The following is a 24,071-nucleotide window of genomic DNA, read 5'->3' as shown; positions in this document are numbered from 1 at the left end:
TACTCAAAAATAGCATCTTGATATTACCTAAATTCCAAAGTTATCAATATCTTTTAAGTATTATAATATATTTAAGCGTAAAAAAAGTTGTCCCAAACGAGACAACTTTTTATCCTATAACTATTTATTTACTATTCTTCCTGCAATAACTTGTTGCGCTATATTAACAGCATGGTCAGATACTCTTTCTAAGTTAGATATTATATCTAAATATATAACTCCACTTTCTATGCTACATGAGCTACTGTTTAATCTATTCATATGGTTTGCTCTGCATGATTTTTCCATCATATCTACTTGCTCTTCCATCTTTATAACCTTACAAGCCAACTCAACATTTGATGTCCTCATAGCTTCTAATGCATATGTATACGTCGATACAACTTTATTATACATATCTTTAAGTTCGCCTATACCCACATCTGAGAAAGACATTTCTGAGTCCGCTATATCTTGTGCTAATTCAGCTATATTCTCAGCATGATCTCCTATTCTTTCTATATCATTAACTGTATTGAATAAAGCATCTACAGTATCTCTTGAATCTTCATTTAATGAAGCTTTAGATAACTTAAGTAAGTAGTTTAATATTAGCTTTTGTAATTCATTTATAAGCTTTTCTCTTCTAAATGATAATTCAATCTTTTCTTTAGATTTATCTATAATTCCATCCATAGCTGCATTTAAGCTTTCTTTAGATTTTTCACCCATTCTTAGAGTTTCTTTTACTATATTAGCTAATGCTATTGATGGAGTCTCTATCATTCTATCATCTATATATTTAACAACTTTAGCATCATCATCTTGTTCACCTTTAGTTTCAGGAACTAATTTTAATGCAGTTTTAACTATTAACTTATTAAATGGTAATAGTATTATAACATTTATTATATTGAATAATGTATGTGCATTTGCTATTTGTCTAGCTGCATCTGTTGGGTCTATAGCAGTAACTATAGCTACTATAGGCTTACTTAATATAAACATAAATATAATAGAACCTAATACGTTGAACGTTAAGTGCATTATAGCTGCTCTTCTTGCATTTCTACTTGCACCTATACTAGAAATTAATGAAGTTACACATGTACCTATATTTTCACCATATAATATTGGTAACGCTGCTGTAACAGGTATTAATCCTTGAGAAGCAAGAGCTATTAACATACCCATTGAAGCACTTGAACTTTGTACTATTGCTGTTATAGCGAATCCCATTAATACTCCTAATATTGGATGGTGCCCAAAGCTTAATAACATATCTGTAAATCCTTGGTATCCAGCTAATGGCTTAACCGCATCTTTCATGAAGTCCATACCAGTGAATAATATACCAAATCCTATAAGTATTTCTGCTATATGCTTATGTTTTGGTTTATTAGAGAACATATATATAACTATACCTATTCCTAATGCCACTGGAGCAAGGAAGTCAACATCTAATGATACTAACTGAGCTGTTATAGTTGTACCTATATTAGCACCCATTATAACACCTATAGCTTGAGGTAAGCTCATTATTCCTGCATTAACAAATCCAACTACCATTACTGTAGTAGCACTACTACTTTGTATTACCATAGTAACTACCATACCAACTAAAACACCCATTATTACATTGCTAGTAAGTAGTTCTATTATTCTTTTAAGTTTTGACCCTGCTGACTTTTGAAGGCCATCTCCCATAAGGTTCATACCATATAAGAATAGACCAAGTCCACCCATAATACCTATTGCTATATCCAATTTTCTTATCCTCCTTGATATACGATGATTAACTTATTAATATGTAGTCCTATTGTATTTTAACAAATTTTCTACAAATTTTGTGTTAAGATTATGTTAAATATTATAAATACATTAAAATTATATTAAGTTTAGTTTAATTTTTCCTTTATAGACTAGAATATTTTTCTATAATCTTCTCTGCACACTTTATACCATCTACTGCTGCTGTAACAATTCCACCTGCGTATCCAGCACCTTCTCCACAAGGATATAAATTCTTAGTATTTATAGATTGTAAAGTTTCTTCATCTCTAACAATTCTTATCGGAGCTGATGATCTTGTCTCAACTCCAGTTAATACAGCATCGTGCATTGCAAATCCATTTAACTTATTATCTAACTTTTGTAATGCTTCTTTCATAGTCGAAGTAACAAATTTTGGTAAACATTCTCTTAAATCAACAAATGTATATCCTGGTTTATATGATGGCTCTACATTTCCTAAAGATGTAGATACTTTATCATTTAAAAAATCTCCTACTAATTGAACTGGTGCATTATAGTTTTTGCCACCTAATTCATAAGCAAGTCTCTCATATTTTTCTTGGAAATGAACCCCTGCAAGTGGATCTTTATTTCCAAAATCAGAAGGTACTACATTTACTAAAAATGCACTATTTGCATTTACCTTATCCCTAGCATGCTCACTCATTCCATTTGTTACAACCTCAAATTCATTTGATGCAGATGCTATAACGCTTCCTCCTGGACACATACAGAAAGTATATGCGGTTCTAAGATTTGATGTATGTTCTATTAATCTATAATCTGCAGCCCCAAGTCTTGGATGATTATAAAATTCTTTATATTGAGATTTATTTATTAACTCTTGGGGATGTTCTATTCTAGCACCTATAGCAAATGGTTTTTGAATTATTGTCACCCCTCTATTATAAAGCATTTTATAAGTATCTCTAGCACTATGACCTATAGCTAATATAACAACTTCTGAATCTATAGTCTCATTGTTATTTACAACTACTCCCTTTATACTTCCATTTTCAGTTATTATATCTGTAACTAATGTATTGAATCTAACCTCTCCACCAAGTCTAATTATTTCATTTCTTATGTTTTTAACTACATTTTTTAATATATCAGTTCCAACATGAGGTTTATGAGAGTATAATATTTCTTCTGGAGAACCAAAATTAACTAGCTCGTCTAATACCTTTCTACATCTAATATCTTTTATTCTAGTTGTAAGTTTTCCATCAGAGAAAGTACCTGCACCACCTTCTCCAAATTGTACATTTGAATTATTTTTAAACTTTCTATTATTCCAAAAATCATTTATATCATTAGTTCTATTATCTACATCTAATCCTCTTTCAAGCATTATTGGATTAAATCCTCTTTGTGCTAATAATAAAGCTGCAAATAGACCTGCCGGACCACTTCCTATTATTACAGGTCTATTTTTTAGTTTTTGACTTCCCATTTCAATACTTATATAATTACGTTGTTTTACTTCTACAACATCTTTTATAGAATTTTTTAAAATTTTCTTTTCATTTTTAAGTTCTACATCAACTGTATATACAAAATCTATCTTTCCTCTTTTTCTAGCATCTATAGATTCTTTATATACAAAATACTTTATAAGTTCATTTTCTTTTATTTTAAGTTTCTTTAGTATAAGCTTTTTTAATGAAGAAATATCTTCATCTATACCTAATTTCAAGTTTGATACTCTTAACATTTTTTTCTCCTTTATGCACATATTTTATTTTTTAAGCAATATAAAAGCTAGGATATAAACCTAGCTTTCTATAAACATCAGCTCTATATTCTCTTTTTTTATACCCATTCAAAATTTCACATAAATTTATATATTAGTCTTTTTTAGTTATAAGTCCTCTTATAACCTTCATATTATTGAATACTTTTTCTAAGAAATTTTCAGCTTCTTCATTATCTAAAAGAGCTATTTCTAATTGCTCATCATTTGGTATATATTTAGATTCACAATACTGTTTAGCTATATCTATTAATTCATTCTTTTCATCTATATTTAAGTTAAACTCTTTATAATCTATTATTATGTATTGTTTAGTTTTTTGAGATGCTACTTCACTATATCCTATTTCTATATGATATATAACAGCATATAAGTTATTTGGATTTTCTTCTCCTTTGTATACCGGCACTGCTGGATTAGATTTTATAAAGTTTGTTGATACCGCTATTGCATTTCCTAAACTAAGACTCATAACTATACCTCTTTCTATTCTTTTTATATATCTACTATTTTATACATTATTCGCATATATTAAAACCTTTTTTTAAGATTTTATAAAATTTAATTACAAAATGACGTTACTTTATTTAATATCTTTAAATTTAATCGATTTATAAACTATAATTTATTAAAATTCAAAAATAGATTAAATAAAAAAAATTTAGGAATCATATTAATATATAACTCCTAAATTTCATAGTAAAAATTAAGATATTTTTAAATCTTTATATCTCTTTCCTAAAGTACTTGGGCTTATTTCATATTTTTTAGATATTTGAGCTTGTGTTATAACTTGTCCAGCAACCTTTTTTATATGATATTCTACTGCTGCAGCCCATCCATTTTCAGAACCTTTTACTTCTCCGTTAGCTTCTTTAAACTCATTCCAGAAATCTATACAAGAATTTAAATATTCAGCTTCAACATTTTGTCTAAGTACTGTACATACTTTACAATCATCTTCAGTAATAGCTACTTCAGCTAATTTATCCATTTTTTCTTCTTTTTGCTTCTTTAAATATTCAGCTATACTTGGTTCTAATAATTGTTGCATATATTTATATAGTATATGAGTATGATGTATTAAGAAAGTCTTCATATCTTTATATAAATCTTCATATTGACCAAATAAAGTTTTTATATCATTAACTATAACATCTTTAACTGCATCTGATATACTTATAGTTATATCTATTAATATACTAGTATCTTCAACATCTACTATTCTAGCTATCATAGAGCTTCCTACTTTGAAATCTGCTAGTAGTTTTACATCTTCTGTATAAACTTCTCTTTCAGTTAAACAATCTTTTAATAGTATTTTTCCGTCTAGTACTTCCTTAACTTCATAAACACTTACATATGATTCGAATAAGTTTCTTAATATTTTAACTTCATTTGTATTAACTTTATCTCTATTATCTTCATAGAAAGCAACTGTCATAACTTTTTTACTTTCCATTATATGATCTTGTATAAAGTAAGTATTGAAGAATCTATCAAACTTTGAGTTTAATGCTTCATCATCTATTATATAAAACATTTCTTTAGCTTTTTCATATTCTTCTTTAAACTTATCTTGTCTTGAATACTCATATATTCTAGTATATAATTCTGAATATTGTTTTTGAGCTGTGCCAACTTTTCTACCCGCTCTGTCTACTACAACATCTTTATTTAAACAACATCTTTTATATTTTTTGCCACTTCCACAGGGGCATAACTCGTTTCTCCCTAGCAATGTGAGTTTCACTCCTTTGTTTTTAATTTAAAAGTACAATTTATTATTATACCATTTTTTATTAAATGATTCTATATTTATCATATTATTTTCTTATTTTTATGTATAGTGTTAAGTTTTGGCATAATGCTTTGTTCTACTTCAATTATAAACTTTCTATGCTAAGATATTATAATCCTCTTTGTTTTTTTCAGTAAATTAATATAAATTATGATTAAATATGTCATAGTTTTTTATAATTACTATAATTAATATAATTTTTGATATTAGATTTTGTTATTTTTTATAATATATATTATTTAATCTATTGTACTAGTTATTTTACTAAACATATTGAAATTCCTATATAAAGTTTTTGAACTATAAAAGTATAGTTTATTAGGCTTTAGTATTTTCAATAATCATATTTAACTAGCACAACGAGTTAATTTAATTATTTCGTATCATCTGGATTATTCGCTTTATCTTCTGCTTCTTCTTGTTTAGGATAAAATGTTTTACCATTAGATAATACTTGTATTTCGCCACTTTTTAATAATTTTATATCAAATCTTTTTCTTTCGCTCTGAGATGTAGGCTCATAATTTATATATCCTTTATTTTTTAAAGTACTTACTTCTATATTTTTTACATCCTCTTCTTTACTGAATTGTACATCATTAGGATATTCACTGATATACAAGCTGCTTGCTGTTGCTAGATTAGCTGCTGCTACATAATCTGCATTTTTTCTTGATGTTTCCTGTACATTTCCAAATTGCATAAATCCTATTCCAGATAAAATTCCTAATATAGTAACTACTATAACCATCTCTACTAACGTAAATCCCGCTCTTTTTTTCTTTTGTAAACTTTTAAACTTCATATAATTTCTCCTCAAAATATTTAATTTTTTATATCATTGTATTGAATTTATTGCATCAAACATCGGTATAACCATAGCAATTATAAATAATCCTATAACTAGCCCTATGACTACTGTTACTATAGGCTCTGCTAATTTCATAGTTTTTTCAATTTTTATGTTTAATTCCTCACTATAGAAATCATTAGTTACACTTAAAGTATCATCTAAGCTACCACTTTCTTCTCCTATTTTTAACATTGATATAAATGAATTCGAAAAAACTTCTGATTTACTTATAGAGTAGCTTATACCATTTCCTCTTTTTATATAATCTCTTGATATTGAAAGTTTTTCATATACTAGAATGTTGTCTACAACTCTAGATGATATATCTATAGCATCTACGATTTGAACACCACTTTCAACTAATATGTTTAGTGCTCTACAAAATCTAGTTGTAACTAGCAATGTCATCATTTGATTTATAAAAGGCATTTTTAACTTTAATTTATCTTTAATATACTTTGCTCTTGAGTTATATTTGATTAGATAGTAAATTGATAATATTGAAATCAAAGATATGAAAAACATATATAGATATTTTTCTCTAACAAAAACTGATGTACCTATAAGTATCTTAGTTAATAATGGTGGATTTATACCATTAGCTTCAAATATCATTTCAAAATTAGGAATTATAAATACTAATATAAAAAATCCTGATACCATAGACATTATTATTAAAATTATTGGATATATGGATATATTAACAATCTTAGATTTAAGATTTTCTTCACTCTCATAGTATTTAGCTAAATCATTCATAATCTTGTCTAGATTTCCACTTAACTCTCCTGCTCGTATCATGTTTATGAAAAAACTTGAAAATAAGTTTGTTTTTTCAAATGATTCGGTTATATTATTGCCATTTTGAATATTTATAGAAACTTCTTCTATTGCCCTTTTCAATTTTTTATTTGATTGTCCATGGAGTATATGTAGTATTCTTGTGATTTCACATCCTGATTTTAGTAATATGCTCATTTGTTTACATAGTACCTTTAGTTCTTTAGATTTTATTTTTTGATTAGATTTGTTTAAATTTGATTTACTTGTGATATTATATTTATTCATATATTTAGTTTTTTGCATATTATATACCCTCTAGTAGGCTACATTCTTCTTGTGTAGTTATATGATTTTCAATTAAATATTTGGCACTATCTTCAAATGTTATCATTTCATCTTTCAGTGTACTATTCGATATGTTCCAATTATTAGTCCAATTATTTATATCTTGTTTTAGATTTTCATTTATCTCTAAAATTTCATACATAGCAGTCCTTCCATAATATCCCGTATCTTCACATTTATCACATACTAATTCCATATTAGTATGTGTTTCGTCATATAAACCATCTTCTATAACAATACCATGATTACAATTATTACATATCTTTTTTACTAATTTTTGTGATATTACTCCTATTAGAGTTGAACTTATTAAATACGGTGGTAATTTCATTTCCATAAGCCTATTAATTGATGATATAGTATTATTGGTATGCATCGTACTTATTACTAAATGTCCTGTTGAAGCAGCTCTTATTGCTATTTTTGCCGTTTCCTCATCTCTAATTTCTCCAATCATTATAATGTCAGGATCTTGTCTAAGTATAGATCTAAGACCTACTTCAAATGTTAAACCTATTTTATCATTCACTTGTATTTGATTTATACCCTTTATTTTATACTCTACTGGGTCTTCTATTGTCATAATATTTTTCTTACTATTTAATAAATCATTTAATATTGAATAAACTGTAGTTGTCTTTCCACTTCCTGTTGATCCAGTTACTAATAATATTCCTGATTTCTTATTTATTATATTTTCTATTTTTTCTATAGCTTGTTTTGAAAATCCTAATTCAGATTTTTCTTTTATAAGAGATTTCCTATTTAATATTCTAAGAACTATCTTTTCTCCATATATTGTTGGTATTGTTGATGTTCTAATATCTACTATGATATCATCTATTTTTTTCTCCATCCTACCATCTTGAGGTAATCTTTTCTCTGTAATATTCATATTTGAATCCAATTTTATAACCGTTAATAAAAATGAATATGATTCCATAGATATAGTCAGTATTTTGCTTAATTGACCATCAACTCTAATTCTTATCAGTATCTCATCCTCAAATGGTTCTATGTGTATATCACTTGCGCCTTTATAAATAGCTTTTGTTAAGATTTCTCTAAATTGAATTCTTGCATAATCTTCATGTAAATTTGAAGTAACACTTTTATATTCTTCGGTATGTTCTAATTCAAGGTTCTTATTAATCTTTTGACCAGTTAATAATTTATTCATCTTTAAAAATTTATCATTTTTTAAAACAGGCAATGTATGTTTTTCTAATATAATATTATTCACCTTCTATATTCTCTAATTTATTTATTATATTCAATTTTTCTATAGTTATATTTTTTTCGATTTTAGTTTCTACTCTTAATTGATAATTATTTCCTATGCTATCTAGATATGTATTTTTTTTATTAATATAATCAGTTAATTTATCAACGTCTCCTATTACATTAATATTATATGGTTGTGCTATTGGTGTAGAATTTATATTTATATGGTTTCCTGCTAAAGAAATTTCTGAATATTGATTTAGTCTCTGATTATTTATAGATACGTACTCTCCTCCATTTACTTTTATTTCATTAACTATATTTAATAAAATTTTATTATAATCTATAGAGTTTGCTATATTTCCCATTTCATCATTAATTGCATCTATATTTATTAGTAAACCACTTCCTTTTACGTCAATATATCCTAAAATTTCTTTTAACGTATTTACTTGATTTGCTACTTTTGAATTCTGATTTTTTGATTTTAAAATTTCTATTTCTTTCTCTATTTTTTCTTTTTCTTTACCCATAACTTTAATAGATTTTTGAGTACTTTTTATCTCATTCTTAATAAACTTGTCCTTATTTACATATAAAGACACTTGTTTATTATAATCTTTAATTAAAATTCCAATTAATAGGCCTATTATAAATACAATAAATATTATAGACATATAATTCCTTTTCATACTCTATACCTCTTATATTTTATATTATTCTATTTTTCAAATATAAATATTATCTAGAAAGAATTAGAATAAATTCATATTTGAATTATACTTTATTATAAACTTATATTTATAAAAGGCTATGTAACTAATTTATCTAACATAGCCTTTTATAAAACTATTATATGTTTAATTCATTTTCTTACTTTTATTTATTTTCATATTTTAATATTCTTTTTACTAACTCTTTTCTTAATTTTTCTATCTCATCAAAATTCATATTTGGTACATAGCATGCTTCTATTATATCATGTTTAGATTTAGCCTTTTTTAAATTTGATATTGCATAGTTTATTAGCTCATTAAAAATCTTTTTATCAAACTCTATTTCTTCTTGATATTTAGATAACTTATCTTTATCTATAAATTGATTAAGATCTATCTTTTCTCTATCTTCAAATATATGACTTACTGTTATAGCTACATCTAAATCTTTTATTATTATAGTTTCTATTTTTTCTTTAATTAATGGATAATGGTATACTTCTACACTCATACCTTTTTGAACTGCTTTCTCATATATCTTTCTTAAGAATGTAGTTTTCCCAGTACCTATTTCGCCATCTAAATAGTACACCTTTTTAACTTGACTAAGTATACTATCAGTATAATCTATATGACCAATTGGTGTTATAGCTGTGCCAAATAAATGTCTCTCCTTTTTATATTGCCCAGAATTAGAAGTTTCTTTAAATAATTTTTCTATAAATTCATCTACTAATAAATTAACTTTTCCAAAATTCATAGAATTTTTATATTTCTCTTCTATATCAAGGTATATTGGCTCTGCAGATTTTAAAAATTTATACGCCCTTCTAAAAGATGCACTAATATCTTTTCCAACTTCTATTATTTTATCTTTATCTTTTTCCAAATTATCTACATTCCAAAATTCACCTAAGTTAACTATTTCATCAATAGCTCCTGGATCTTTAGGATCTACAATATGAGGTGAAGTTCCATCTAATAAAACTACTCCTAATTTTTTTATTAGTAAAGCATCTAACGAACTTGGATCCGATGGACAATGATGTAATTCAACATCATATCCTCTATCAATAAATTCTTGAGCTATCTTTTTCATTAATGATGATTTTCCTACTCCTGGCCCACCTTTGAAACAAAATATTCTATTTATATCATTTTGAATTATATTATCAAAAAAGTTAAATGAACCATTAGCTGTATTTGCTCCTGGAAATATCTTTCTTATTTTACCTTCCATATATAAACCTCCTATAAACCTCCTAAATTCTCTATCTATTCTAAAATATTAAATATAATCTCAATTTGTTACTCTTATTTTATATTTATTAATCATTTCAATTTATTTATCTATAATAAAAAAATAACTTATAAAATTTTGCTAATATTATTTACTAGTATTTTTCTCTCATATACAATTATATAAATTTTGAATATGGGGTGAATTATATATACTGTTGAGAAAGAGTTTGTTTAAGAGCTTATAAAGAAGAAGACCTTCCTCTAGCAACAAAGTTTGTTAATGATAGAGAATTGAAAAAATTATTGGTTACAAATATCACATTTCCTATGACATATTCGGAGGAAGAATCTTGGATAAAATCTCAAAAATCAAATGATAATGGTCAATATAATTTTGCTATAGAAGATATAGAAACAGGCAAGTATATTTGTAGATGTGGAATACAAAATGTAAATTGGTTATCTAGAATTGCTTTAGTAAGAATAATGATTGGAGATAAAGACTATTAGGGTAAAGGATATGATACTGATGCTATGAAAACTTTAGTAACTTTTATATTTAATAATATGAATATAAATAAAATAAGACTAAGTACTTTTTCATTTAATGAAAGGGCTATAAAATCTTATAAAAAATTCGATTTACTCATGTCGCCAACAATATGACACTCGCTACCGCTTTGGTCACATCTGTTGCTCAAAGATGTGGATTTGTAGTTGAAGGTATATTAAAAAATAAAATTTTTAAAGATGGAAAATATTATGATAAAATAATCATGTCCATATTTAGAGATTAATTTAAAAGAGTACCTATAATATAAAAATATTAAAAGGTACTCCATTTACTATGCTGATATTTCATTATTATTTTTATTTGAATTCTTTTTCTTCATATATTCATAAACAGGTAATCCTATTAATGTTATTACTAATCCTACTATAGAATTCTTAGGTTGTGTTATTAATGTACTTATCACTACAAATAAACCACCTATAATAGCAACTATAGGAATTATAGGATATAATGGAACCTTATAAGGTCTTTCCATTTGTGGTTTAGTTTTTCTAAGTCTCATAACACCCATAAATAACATTGTATAGAATATCCATATAACAAATATAGCTAAATCAGTTAATAAATTAAATTGACCTGATAATGAGTATAAAATTGATAAACCTACTATTAACCAAGTTCCATTTAATGGCACCCCATTAGTATTTAATTTACTAAATATATTAGAGAAAGGTATTCTATTTTCACTTGCCATGGTATATGGAATTCTTCCTCCTGTTAATATAAATCCATTTAATGTTCCAAATACAGAAACTAATATTCCTATACTTATTAATTTTGCTCCTATAGATCCAAATAATTTACTTGCAACTAATGTTGCTGGTGCACTTACTAATGCCATCTCAGATGCTGATACAACTCTTAAGTACGCTACATTTATTATAAGATAAACTGCCATAACTAAGGATATTCCTCCTACAATAGCCATTGGTAAATGCTTAGATGGATTTTTCATTTCTCCAGCTAATGTTCCAACATATATCCATCCATCATATGCAAATAAAGTTGCTATAAGAACCTGAGATAATACTGATATAATATTAGATCCTTCTCCTACTAAAGGAGTTATCATAGGTGCAGCTGAGTCACCTTTCATTAATCCACATATAATTATAATTACTAGGGGTAATAATTTACATATAGTAGATGCAGTTTGAATCGCTCCGCCAAATTTTGCTCCTAATGAATTTAATAAAACAATAAAAACTATTACTCCTATAGCAATTGCTATAACATATAAGTCATTATTTAAACCTAATAAACTAACACATTCTTGGGCAAATATAATACCTAACGCTGCAACTATTGCTGGTACGAATAATATTAGTTGCATCCAACCTGTTAAAAATCCTATACGTTCTCCATATATTTCTTCTAAATATACAATTAAACCACCTGGTTTTATTATACTTGCTGATACTTCTGCTGCAGTTAACCCTGCTGCAATAGTTATAAGCCCACCTATTAGCCATGCTAAAAGTCCTAAACCTGGACCTCCATGAGTTGCACTATATATAGCTTGTGGTTTGAAAAATACACCCGATCCTATTAAGATACCAACTACTGTAGAAAGTGCTGCATTAAAACCTATAGTTTTTCTTAGTTGTTGATTTGAATTTTCATTCATTAAATACACCCCCTTATAAATTTATATAAATTTCTTTAATTGACTTATTTTTTCATATTTTACTATTATATCAGCAAACTTTCAATATACTGAATATTTTTTTTTAAGTTTTTTAATAACTTTAGCTTTGCAATATCCTATTATTGTTTAATTCATAATTTTTATTTATGTTTAGTTTATAAAAAAATCTATATCTATTTTATAATCAGATTTAAATTAATTCATTGTGCTAGTTAAATATTATTATTGAAAACACTAGAACCTAGTAAAACTATACTTTTATAGTTCAAAAACTTTATATAGTAATTTCAATATGTTTAGTAAGATAGATAGCGCAAAATATTAAATTAATAAAGGAGTAGTAAATTACTACTCCTTTGTTAATTTAATCTACAGTTATTTCATAACCATGTTCTCTATACTGTCTTATTATTTCATCCCATACTTCTTCTACTCCAGTTTTCTTTAAAGAAGATATAGGTATTATTTTTTCATCTTTTTCTAATTGTAATTTTTTTCTTATGATACTAAAGTGCTTTTGATATTGACCTCTAGATATTTTATCTGCCTTAGTCGCTATTACAACGCAGTTATATCCAAAGTGTTTAATCCACTCATACATCATAACATCATCATTGGTTGGCTCATGTCTTATATCTACAAGTAAGAATATTGCACATAATTCAGGTCTATCTTGTAAATATCTTTCCATTATAACTCCCCATTTGTCTTTTTCAGACTTGGCTATTTTAGCATATCCATAACCAGGAAGGTCTACAAAGAAGAATTCTTTATTTATAAGATAGAAGTTTATAGTTCTAGTCTTACCTGGAGTTTGACTAGTTCTTGCAAAATTTCTTCTATTTAATAGCGTATTTACTGTAGATGATTTTCCTACATTAGATCTTCCAACCAACGCTATTTCAGGCATTCCATCAGTTGGATATTGAGATCTATTTATCGCACTCATTGTTATTTCAGAGCTTCTTATTTTCATTATTGTTCACCATTCCTTAATAATGCATGTTCTAACACTTCATCCATATGTTCAACAAGCACAAATTCCATTTGTTCCTTTACATTTTGAGGTATTTCTTCTAAATCTGCTTCACATTCTTTTGGAAGTAATACTTTTGTTATTCCTGCTCTATGAGCAGCTAATAATTTTTCTTTTATACCACCAACTGCTAATACTCTTCCTCTTAAAGTTATCTCTCCAGTCATTGCAACATTATTTCTTACTGGTATATTAGTTAATGCTGAAAGTACTGCTAAGGCCATAGTTATACCTGCTGATGGTCCGTCTTTTGGTACTGCGCCTTCCGGAAGATGTATGTGTATATCATTTTTAGTATAGAAATCAGGTTCTATATCAAATCTATCTGCTATAGATCTTATATATGATATACCAGTTTGAGCAGACTCCTTCATAACAGTTCCTAACTTACCTGTTAAAACAACTTGTCCTTTTCCTTTTAAAACATTAACCTCTGCAGTTAAAGTTTCTCCACCAACAGCTGTCCATGCAAGTCCTGTAACAATACCAACTTCTGGTTTAGTACCTGCTAATTGATGTCTATATCTATTTTTTCCTAAATATTCATCTAAATCAGCTTTAGTAACAATCACTTCTTCTAAAGAAGGATTCTCTACATATTTTTTAGCTACTTTTCTGCATATTTTACCGATAGTTCTTTCTAAATTTCTTACACCAGCTTCTCTTGTATACGAATCTATTATATCTCTTATAACTTCATCATCCATTTTTATAAAATCTGCTTCTAAAGCATGTTCTTTTAATTGTTTTGGAAGTAAATACTTTTTAACTATGTTTAGTTTTTCCTCTTCTATATATCCAGACACCTCTATTATTTCCATTCTATCTAATAGTGGTCTCGGTATAGTACTTAAGCTATTTGCAGTAGTAACAAATAATATTTTCGATAAATCAAAAGGTACTTCTACATAATGATCTACAAACTCCTTGTTTTGACCTGGATCTAATACTTCTAGCATTGCAGAAGATGGATCACCTTTATAATCAGAAGACATTTTATCTATTTCATCTAATAAAAATACTGGATTTTTAGTTTGAGCTTCTTTTAATCCATTTATTATTCTACCTGGTATCGCTCCAACATAAGTTCTTCTATGTCCTCTAATTTCAGCTTCATCTCTAACTCCACCTAAAGAGATTCTTACAAATTTTCTTCCTAAAGAATCTGCTATTGATTTAGCTATCGATGTTTTACCAACACCTGGAGGTCCAACTAAACATATAATAGGACTTTTTAATGACTTAGATAATTTTCTTATAGCTAAATATTCTAATATTCTTTCTTTAACTTTTTCTAAACCATAGTGTTCCTCATCTAGTATTTCTTTAGCTTTTTCTAAGTCAATCTTATCCCTAGTTTCTTTATTCCAAGGTAATGAGAATACCGTGTCCAAATAGGTTCTACTAACAGAAACATCTGGCGCCATAGGAGATATTTTAGAGAATTTATTTATTTCTTTCGCTATTTTTTCTTTTGTTTCCTTAGGAGCTTTTATTTTATTAAGCTTTTCTCTATATTCATCAGCTTCAGAGTTTATATCTTCCTCATCTCCTAATTCTTTTTGTATCGCTTTTAGTTGTTCTCTTAAATAATATTCCTTTTGAACTTTATTCATTTGCTTTTTAACTCTTAAAGTTATTTTCTTTTCTATTTTTAATATTTCTATTTCTTCTAATAATATAGTATATATTAACTCTAATCTTTTCTTAACATCAAACTCTTCTAGTATTGATTGCTTTTGATTTGGTTTTAAGTATATGTTTGCAGCTATAGTATCTATAAAACGATCTATATTATCTATGTCGGCTAAAGATATTAATATTTCTGGAGAAACTCTATTTCCTATATTTATGTACTCTTCAAAAGCGTCAAAAACATTTCTTACAAATGCTTCAACCTCAGCATCTTCATCTGCATTTTCCACATCATATGCAACTTCTTCTATAATTGCTTTAAAGTAGCCTTCTTCTTCATTCATTCCTACTTCTTTTATTTTACCTCTTGAGATACCTTCTACTAATACACGTACTGTATCTCCTGGTAATTTAATCATCTGTTTTATTTTACATATTGTTCCTACATGATAGAAATCGTCTATAGTGGGTTCATCTGTCTCAGCTTCTTTTTGAGAAGTTAAGAATACTAAATCATCATTTAAAGCCCCTGCATCTAAAGCTTTTAATGAAATTTCTCTACCTACATCAAAGTTTAATATCATATATGGAAATATCGCTAATCCTCTAAGTGGAATTAACGGTAATTCATGTTCTATCTTAGTATAATTCTGTTCCACCAATATCACTCCTTATTAAAGTGCTAGATTTTATTGCTTTATATATTATATATTTACAACTCTTAATTTTCAACATTAATAATAATCTATAATATATATTGCCCTTATTTTATAAGGTATAAACTCTTCATTCCTTATTATACACTATATTTTAATTTTCACAAATTAATAAAGCCCTTTAAGGGCTTATTAGTAATAGTATATATCTATTTTATCATTTATTACAAATTATATTATAATTATTGTCTATTATAAAAACTTATCTATGTTCAATTAATTCCATAGTAAAATTTTAAATTTCATAATTATCTAATAAAAAACAGCCTAATTTATAGGCTGTTTTTTATTATGCAGTTTCTTCTTCATCCTTAGATACTAAAATAGGTTGTTCTTTTCCTTCTACAGCTTCTTTTGTTACTATAACCTTTTTAACATCATCTCTAGAAGGAACTTCATACATACACTCCATCATAGTACTTTCAACTATACTTCTAAGACCTCTTGCACCAGTATTTCTTTCTATCGCCTTTTTAGCTATAGCTCTAAGTGCATCATCTCTAAACTCTAATTCAACATCATCAAGCTCTAATAATTTTTGATATTGTTTTACTAAAGCATTTTTAGGTTCTTTAAGAATTTGCATTAATGCATCTTCGTCTAGTAAGTCTAATGTTGCTACAACTGGTATTCTTCCTATAAATTCTGGTATTATACCAAACTTTAATAAATCTTCAGGAAGAACTTGTGCATATATCTTTCCTAAATCTATTTCTTTTTTGCTCTCTATTTTAGCTCCAAAACCAAGTGTTTTCTCACCACCACGTTTTTGGATTATTTTTTCTATTCCATCAAAAGCTCCACCTAATATAAATAATACATTAGTAGTATCTATCTTTAAGAATTCTTGATGTGGATGTTTTCTTCCACCTTGAGGTGGTACATTAGCAACAGTTCCTTCTAATATCTTTAATAGTGCTTGCTGAACACCTTCTCCACTAACATCTCTTGTTATTGATGGGTTTTCTGATTTTCTAGCAATTTTATCTATTTCGTCTATATATATTATTCCTCTTTCGGCTTTTTCTATATCAAAATCAGCGGCTTGAATAAGTTTTAAAAGAATATTTTCAACATCTTCTCCAACGTATCCAGCTTCTGTTAGTGATGTAGCATCCGCCATAGCAAAAGGTACATTTAATGTTTTTGCTAAAGTTTGAGCTAGTAAAGTTTTTCCTGAACCAGTTGGACCTAATAATAATATATTACTCTTTTGTATCTCTATATCCTTAGTACTAGCTTTTTTATTGTAAATTCTTTTATAATGATTGTATACAGCTACCGACAAAGCTTTTTTAGCTTGATCTTGACCTATAACATAATCATTTAATATCTCCATCATTTCCTTTGGCTTAGGTAAAGATGTAGTATCTTCCTCAACTACTTCCTCTATTTCTTCTTGTATTATTTCGTCACAAAGTTCAACACACTCATCGCATATATAAACATTTGGACCCGCAATTAACCTTTTGACTTGTTCTTGGTTCTTGCCGCAGAATGAACATTTTAACTGTCTTTTGTCTTCATTTTTTGACATATTAGGCACCTCTTTCTATCTACGGTCTATTTGTAATTACTTCATCTATTAAACCATATTCTTTAGCTTCTGTTGATGACATGAAGTTATCACGTTCAGTATCCATTTGAATTTTTTCTAATGGTTGACCTGTTCTTTCTGATAGTATTTGATTTAAAGTATCTTTCATCTTTAAGATTCTTTTAGCATGTATTTCTATATCAGTCGCTTGACCTCTTGTTCCACCTAATGGTTGGTGTATCATTATTTCGCTATTTGGTAAGGCAAGTCTCTTACCTTTTGCTCCTGCTGCTAATAAGAATGCTCCCATAGATGCTGCCATTCCTATACATATAGTACTTACATCAGGTTTAATGTATTGCATAGTATCGTAAATAGCCATACCTGCTGTTATACTTCCTCCTGGTGAGTTTATATATAAATGTATATCTTTATCTGGGTCTTCTGATTCTAAAAATAATAACTGTGCTACTATAAGCCCTGCTGTAGCATCATTTACTTCATCACCTAAAAATATAATTCTATCCTTTAAAAGTTTTGAATATATATCGTAAGATCTTTCTCCTCTTCCTGTTTGCTCAACAACTACAGGTACTAATGCCATCTGCTATACCCCCTAAATATCTTATTTATTCTATATATAATTTACAGTAGCCTAAAAGGCTACTGTAATATTAAGCTATTGTTGCATTTTCAACTAATAAGTCTAGTGTTTTTCTTATTTTTATTTGACCTTTTATATCTTCTATATCAGTTTCTCTTAATGAAGATTTTATTTTTTCAACTTCCATATTGTACATAGCAGCCATTTTTTCTAATTCAGCATCTATATCTGCATCATTTGCTTCTACATTTTCTTTTTCAGCTATAGCTTCTAATATTAAAGAAGACTTAACTAATCTTTCTGCATCTGCTCTTCTTTCTTCTCTTAACTCTTCTAAACCTCTTCCAGTCATTTCTAATAACTGTTGTAAGTTTAATCCTTGGTATTGTAATTGGTAGTTAAGTTCCATTAACATATTATCTATTTGATGTTGAACCATAGCTTCTGGTACTTCTACTTCTGTATTTGCAGAAACTTTTTCAACTAAAGCATTTCTCATTTCAGCATCTGCTGCATTTTTAGCTTGCTCTTCTAACTTAGTTTTTACGTCAGCTCTTAACTCTGCTAAAGTTTCGAATTCAGTAGTATCTTTAGCGAATTCATCATCTAAAGCTGGAACTTCTTTAACCTTTACATCATTTACTTTAACATTGAATACTACTGGCTTTCCAGCTAAGTTTTCTGCATGGTAAGTTTCTGGGAAAGTAACGTTAACTTCTACTTCTTCTCCTGCTTTTTTACCAACTAATTGATCTTCAAATCCTGGTATGAAAGTATTTGAACCTATAACTAAGTTGTAGTTTTCACCTTTTCCACCTTCGAAAGCTACTCCATTTTCAAATCCTTCGAAGTCTATAACAGCTGTATCTCCATTTTCTAAAGCTTTACCTTCAACAGATGTTAATCTAGCATTTCTGTTTACCATTTCGTTTAATCTTGCTTCTACATCTTCTTCACTTACAGTATTGTCTACTTTAGATATTTCTATACCTTTGTAAGCTCCTAATTCGAATTCTGGCTTAACTTCAACATTTACAACCATAACTAATCCGTTATCTTTGCTTATTTCTTCTATGTCTAAGTCTGGTCTATCTATTGGATCTATGTTTAATTCTTTTATAGCCTCTGGATATACTTCTGGGAATAACATATCTATAGCATCGTTGTAGAATACTCCCTTTCCATATTGAGTTTCTATAACTACTTTTGGAGCTTTACCTTTTCTGAATCCTGGTATATTATATTTACCTTTAGTTTTATTGTATGCTTTATTTACTGCTTCTTCAAATTTATTATTATCTACAGTTATTTTTAAAGTAACCTTGTTACCTTCTTTTTTTACTAATTCTGCTTTCATTAGTTTATTCCTCCTATATTGTTGTTATGTAATGATTTATATAGTTTAACTCTTTAATTATAGCACATATTATATCATATAAGTTTTTTTATTTACAAGTACTGGGTAAATTTCATAAACATAGACAATTCAATACTTCCTATAATCTTATTTGCTCTATTCTTATATTATTATTTTCAAGGTTAATTATAGAAAAACTTTTATAATCCACTCCCCTTGGTAAAGATACACTTCCAGGGTTTATATATATAATATTATCTTTCTTAAGGTTTAATGGAGTATGTGTATGACCAAATATAACAATATCAGCGTCTATGCTTTTAGCCTTAGCTTCTATTTCATCAAGTCCATACTTTACATTATATTTATCACCATGACATAAAAATATTACTTTATCTTCTACATCAAATATAAGTTCATCTTCTACGTTATCAAAATCACAATTACCTTTTACTGCCATAATTCCAACTTTAGTCATATTATGTATATACTTAGAGTCCGAAAAATTATCACCTGCATGAATTATTAAATCGCACTCTTTTAAGTATGGTATCGTCTTGTCAATACAATCCTTAATCATATGTGTATCACTTAATATACCTATCTTCATTACTTAGCTACCCTTTTTTTGAACTCAATCTTCATAAGTTTTAAAGCATTAGCTCTATGGCTTATAGCATTTTTAACTGAAGATGGTATCTCTGCAAATGTCTTATTATATCCATCAACTATAAATAATGAATCATATCCAAATCCATTTTTACCTTTTTCCTCAAATCCTATATGACCTTCACAAGTTCCTCTTACTACAAATTCTTTTCCATCAGGGAAAACAACTGCTATGGCAGATACGAATCTTGCACTTCTTTGGCTCATTGGTATATTTTTTAAAGATTTAATTAATTTTTCTCTATTTTCTTCATCAGTAGCATTCTCTCCAGCAAATCTAGCTGAATATATTCCTGGTTTTTTTCCTATAGCATCAACCTCTAAACCTGAATCGTCAGATATAGCTATCATTTTAGTCTTCTTAGCTATAGTTCTAGCCTTTATTAAAGCATTATGCTCAAAAGTTTTTCCATCTTCAACAATTTCAATTCCACCTAAATTTACATCGTTTAAAGAGTATATTTTATAATCTAAATCATTAAGTATATCCCCTATTTCTTCTAATTTATGAGCATTATTAGTAGCTATAACAATTTCATCACCATATTCTACTCCAAGTATTTCATCTGCAATCTCACCTAAAGCTTCTCTTTGAGCTTTTATTAATTCTTTATTTCCTTTTTCTCCAAGCTCTAATAGTTTATTTAAATCTTCTCTAGAAAATGGTCTTTCTTCTCCTGTACCTTGAACTTCAACAAATTCACCTTTATCAGTCATGATTACGTTCATATCTACTTGTGCATTTGAGTCTTCCTCATAGCATAAGTCTAGTAAATGTTCTTTTTCAACTATACCAACACTTATAGCTGATACAAAATTTGTTATTGGCATATGCTTTATTGCTTTTGATTTATATAACTTATTTATAGCATCTACTACCGCTACAAAAGCTCCTGTTATAGATGCAGTTCTAGTTCCTCCGTCGGCCTGTATTACATCACAGTCGACCCATATAGTTCTTTCCCCTATTTTAGTTAAATCTACTACAGATCTTATTGCTCTACCTATTAATCTTTGTATTTCTTGTGTTCTACCATCAACTTTTCCTCTTGATGATTCTCTTACCTTCCTTTGATGCGTTGATCTTGGAAGCATCGAATACTCAGCATTTATCCAACCAGTTCCTGTATTTCTTAAAAACGGAGGTACCTTATCTTCAATAGATGCTGTACATATAACTTTTGTTGATCCCATCTCTATAAGCACAGACCCTTCTGCATACTTTGTATAATTTCTAGTAATTTTTATATCTCTAATTTGGTCATTCTTTCTGTTATCAATTCTTGCCATTTATAATACCTCACTTAAATCTATCTAATACTTTTATATATTAAATTTATATATTTTTATAACTACTTTATAATTTTAATTTATATTTATAGTTATAATATTATCATAAGTAGTTAGGATTTTTCCATATTTAAGCATCTAGATATATATTTAATATTCTTAATATTTTGAGTCTATATTCTATATATTTTCTAAATACTATTTTAATCTACTTTCTACGTCTTCTTTAGATGATAATTTACAAAGTTCTATAAATGTATCTTCATCTATCACCTTTATACCTAATTCATTAGCTTTTGTAAGCTTTGATCCTGCTTCTTCTCCAGCTAATACGAAAGTTGTTGACTTACTTACACTTGATGTTGACTTTCCTCCTCTTGACTCTATCATTTCTTTTGCATCATTTCTTTTTAAAGTAGGAAGAGTACCTGTTAAAACAATTTTCATTCCTTCAAATACTTTATTTATATCATTATTTTCATTTTCTATAACTTTAGTATTTAGTCCATATTCTTTTAATTTATCTACTACTTTTATATTTTTATCTTCTTTAAAGAATTCAACTACACTATTTGCCATAGTCTCACCAAACTCTTCTAGATTTACAAGTTCACTTGCTGTAGTATTCATTATTTTATCTAAATCTTTATAACTATTAGCAAGTATTTTTGCTCCCTTTGTTCCTATAAATTTAATACCCAACCCATTAATTAATCTCCATAAATCATTTTCTTTTGATTTATTGATTGCATTTATAAGATTAGTAGCTGATTTTTCACCCATTCTTTCTAAGTTTACCACATCTTCTTTTCTAATTTTATATAGATCTGATATATCATTTATTATATTTTCATTTAATAATAAACTTATTATAGATTCTCCTAGTCCATCTATGTTCATAGCATCTCTAGATGCAAAGTGTATTATTCCTCTTCTTATTTGAGCTGGACAAGATATATTTATACATTTTACAGCAGATTCTCCTTCTAATCTTACTGTTGGCTCTGAGCAAACTGGGCATTTATCTGGCATATTAAATTCTACTTCTTCACCTGTACGCTCTTCTTTTATTACTTCTAGTACTTGAGGAATTATATCTCCTGCCTTTTGAACTAATACTGTATCATTAATTTTTATATCTTTTTCTTTTATATAATCTTCATTGTGTAATGTCGCTCTGCTTACACTTGTTCCAGCTAGTCTAACAGGTTCTAAAACGGCTGTAGGAGTTATAGTACCTGTTCTTCCTACTTCTACTATTATATCTATTATTTTTGTTTTTTTCTTTTCTGCCGGGAATTTGTATGCAATAGCCCATCTTGGACTTTTTGCTGTGTATCCCATAGATTCTCTTTGCTTTAAACTATTTACTTTTATTACCATTCCATCTATTTCAAATTCTAAGTTTTCTCTATTTTCTGTCCAATATTTAATGTGTTCAATTACTTCATCTATATTTTTACATACTTTATAATTTGGACTCACAGAAAATCCTAATTTACTTAAAAATTCTAAAGACTCACTATGACTTTTAAATTGATTGTTTTGTGAGTACTCTAAGTTAAATATAAATATGTCTAATGGTCTTTTAGCTGTTAATTTTGGATCTAGCTGTCTAAGAGATCCTGCTGCTAAATTTCGTGGATTTGCAAATCCTTGAAGATCTTGTTCTGATTGTTGCTCATTTACCTTTTTAAAATCTTCTTTAGATATGTATACTTCTCCCCTTACAACTATCTCATCATTATCATTTATTTTTAGAGGTATGTTTTTAATAGTCATTAGATTTTTAGATATATCCTCTCCTATAACTCCATTTCCCCTAGTTGCTCCATATTGAAACTCTCCATTATCATATGTAATACCCACTGATAAACCATCTATCTTAAATTCAACTACATATTCAATATCTTCATTTACCATATCTCTTACTCTTTTATCAAAGTCTTTTAAGTCTGAATATGAATATGCATTAGATAAACTCAACATTGGTATTTTATGTGTTATTTGGTTAAATTTTTCTAGTGCCTTTCCACCAACTCTATTAGTTGGAGAATCAATCCTCTTAAATTGTGGATTTTCTTCCTCTAATTTAATCAACTCTTTTACTAAATTATCATATTCTATATCTGATATCTCTGGACTATCTTCATTGTAATATTTTTCATTATGATAATTTATTTTATCTATTAATTCATTGATTATTTTTTCTACATTCATATTATATCACCTCATAATTATAGATCTCTTTTAGTATTGCCATTTTATTACTTTATTATATTTTTTAGTATATCATTCTAGGTTTAGATTTGTAGAAATTTTTTACATCTACTTATCTTAAAAATTTTTAAAATATAAGTTAAAAGCTACTTTGGCTTATTTTTATTTACTAAAACGTTTTGTTTATGTTTTTTTTTGTCGCTAAAAGCAGAAAAAAAGTATTGAATTTTATCTGGAAACCGTTATAATAGTTAATGTGATTATAAAAAATAAAAATTTAACCAAGAAAGGA

Annotated in this window: 18 protein-coding genes and 1 pseudogene; 1 reads left to right on the top strand and 18 read right to left on the bottom strand. The window is 27.6% G+C overall.

Annotated elements, in window-relative coordinates:
- Positions 1-120: 120 nt before the first annotated feature.
- The 9 genes from CRIB_RS00725 to CRIB_RS00685 form a co-directional block, all read right to left on the bottom strand.
- Entirely contained in the window at positions 121-1,725 is a 1,605-nt protein-coding gene (locus tag CRIB_RS00725; protein WP_408638563.1) for a Na/Pi cotransporter family protein, read from the bottom strand.
- 169 nt (positions 1,726-1,894) lie between these two features.
- The gene (locus CRIB_RS00720; protein ID WP_180702676.1) at positions 1,895-3,490 is read right to left on the bottom strand and encodes an NAD(P)/FAD-dependent oxidoreductase; all 1,596 of its coding nucleotides are present in this window, start codon (positions 3,488-3,490) and stop codon (positions 1,895-1,897) included.
- A 133-nt stretch (positions 3,491-3,623) separates the two neighbouring features.
- Positions 3,624-4,001 (bottom strand): hypothetical protein, encoded by a 378-nt coding sequence (locus CRIB_RS00715; RefSeq protein WP_180702675.1) that lies wholly within the window; start codon positions 3,999-4,001, stop codon positions 3,624-3,626.
- A 234-nt stretch (positions 4,002-4,235) separates the two neighbouring features.
- A complete protein-coding gene (locus CRIB_RS00710; protein ID WP_180702674.1) occupies positions 4,236-5,270 on the bottom strand; it encodes a YecA family protein in 1,035 nt (344 codons plus the stop codon).
- 433 nt (positions 5,271-5,703) lie between these two features.
- Entirely contained in the window at positions 5,704-6,135 is a 432-nt protein-coding gene (locus CRIB_RS00705) for a type II secretion system protein (protein WP_180702673.1), read from the bottom strand.
- Positions 6,136-6,168: 33 nt separating this feature from the next.
- On the bottom strand, positions 6,169-7,269 hold the full coding sequence (locus CRIB_RS00700; protein ID WP_243633542.1) for a type II secretion system F family protein: 1,101 nt from the start codon (positions 7,267-7,269) through the stop codon (positions 6,169-6,171).
- Position 7,270: 1 nt separating this feature from the next.
- A complete protein-coding gene (locus CRIB_RS00695; RefSeq protein WP_180702672.1) occupies positions 7,271-8,554 on the bottom strand; it encodes a GspE/PulE family protein in 1,284 nt (427 codons plus the stop codon).
- Entirely contained in the window at positions 8,547-9,227 is a 681-nt protein-coding gene (locus CRIB_RS00690) for a DUF881 domain-containing protein (protein ID WP_180702671.1), read from the bottom strand. Before CRIB_RS00690 ends, CRIB_RS00695 begins: the two co-directional genes overlap by 8 nt.
- 187 nt (positions 9,228-9,414) lie before the next feature.
- Positions 9,415-10,491: an ATP-binding protein gene (locus CRIB_RS00685; RefSeq protein WP_180702670.1), complete on the bottom strand. Its 1,077-nt coding sequence runs from the start codon at positions 10,489-10,491 to the stop codon at positions 9,415-9,417.
- A gap of 236 nt (positions 10,492-10,727) precedes the next feature.
- Between CRIB_RS00685 and CRIB_RS12565 the strand changes: the two are divergent.
- A pseudogene (locus CRIB_RS12565) lies at positions 10,728-11,003 on the top strand (GNAT family N-acetyltransferase); the annotation flags it as partial.
- Positions 11,004-11,338: 335 nt separating this feature from the next.
- Here CRIB_RS12565 and CRIB_RS00675 read toward each other — a convergent pair.
- The 9 genes from CRIB_RS00675 to ligA all read right to left on the bottom strand — a co-directional run bounded on the left by CRIB_RS00675 (position 11,339) and on the right by ligA (position 23,779).
- Entirely contained in the window at positions 11,339-12,694 is a 1,356-nt protein-coding gene (locus tag CRIB_RS00675) for an APC family permease (protein ID WP_180702669.1), read from the bottom strand.
- A gap of 385 nt (positions 12,695-13,079) precedes the next feature.
- On the bottom strand, positions 13,080-13,691 hold the full coding sequence (yihA, locus tag CRIB_RS00670) for a ribosome biogenesis GTP-binding protein YihA/YsxC (RefSeq protein WP_180702668.1): 612 nt from the start codon (positions 13,689-13,691) through the stop codon (positions 13,080-13,082).
- The gene (gene lon / locus CRIB_RS00665; protein WP_180702667.1) at positions 13,691-16,045 is read right to left on the bottom strand and encodes an endopeptidase La; all 2,355 of its coding nucleotides are present in this window, start codon (positions 16,043-16,045) and stop codon (positions 13,691-13,693) included. Before lon ends, yihA begins: the two co-directional genes overlap by 1 nt.
- A 346-nt stretch (positions 16,046-16,391) precedes the next feature.
- Positions 16,392-17,639, bottom strand: coding sequence for an ATP-dependent Clp protease ATP-binding subunit ClpX (gene clpX, locus CRIB_RS00660; protein WP_180702666.1), 1,248 nt, complete (start codon positions 17,637-17,639; stop codon positions 16,392-16,394).
- Positions 17,640-17,658: 19 nt separating this feature from the next.
- Positions 17,659-18,243: an ATP-dependent Clp endopeptidase proteolytic subunit ClpP gene (clpP, locus tag CRIB_RS00655; protein WP_180702665.1), complete on the bottom strand. Its 585-nt coding sequence runs from the start codon at positions 18,241-18,243 to the stop codon at positions 17,659-17,661.
- A 70-nt stretch (positions 18,244-18,313) separates the two neighbouring features.
- Positions 18,314-19,600 (bottom strand): trigger factor, encoded by a 1,287-nt coding sequence (gene tig / locus CRIB_RS00650; RefSeq protein ID WP_180702664.1) that lies wholly within the window; start codon positions 19,598-19,600, stop codon positions 18,314-18,316.
- A 139-nt stretch (positions 19,601-19,739) separates the two neighbouring features.
- Positions 19,740-20,210, bottom strand: a complete 471-nt coding sequence (locus CRIB_RS00645) for a metallophosphoesterase (RefSeq protein ID WP_180702663.1) — start codon at positions 20,208-20,210, stop codon at positions 19,740-19,742.
- Positions 20,210-21,559: a ribonuclease PH gene (gene rph, locus CRIB_RS00640; protein WP_180702662.1), complete on the bottom strand. Its 1,350-nt coding sequence runs from the start codon at positions 21,557-21,559 to the stop codon at positions 20,210-20,212. Before rph ends, CRIB_RS00645 begins: the two co-directional genes overlap by 1 nt.
- Before the next feature lie 198 nt (positions 21,560-21,757).
- Positions 21,758-23,779, bottom strand: a complete 2,022-nt coding sequence (gene ligA, locus CRIB_RS00635) for an NAD-dependent DNA ligase LigA (protein WP_180702661.1) — start codon at positions 23,777-23,779, stop codon at positions 21,758-21,760.
- Positions 23,780-24,071 lie beyond the last annotated feature (292 nt).

This window comes from Romboutsia ilealis, from assembly GCF_900015215.1.
GTDB classification, from domain to species: Bacteria; Bacillota; Clostridia; order Peptostreptococcales; family Peptostreptococcaceae; genus Romboutsia; species Romboutsia ilealis.
The sequence above is the reverse complement of the archived record's forward strand: the minus strand, read 5'-3'. Positions and strand labels throughout refer to the sequence as shown.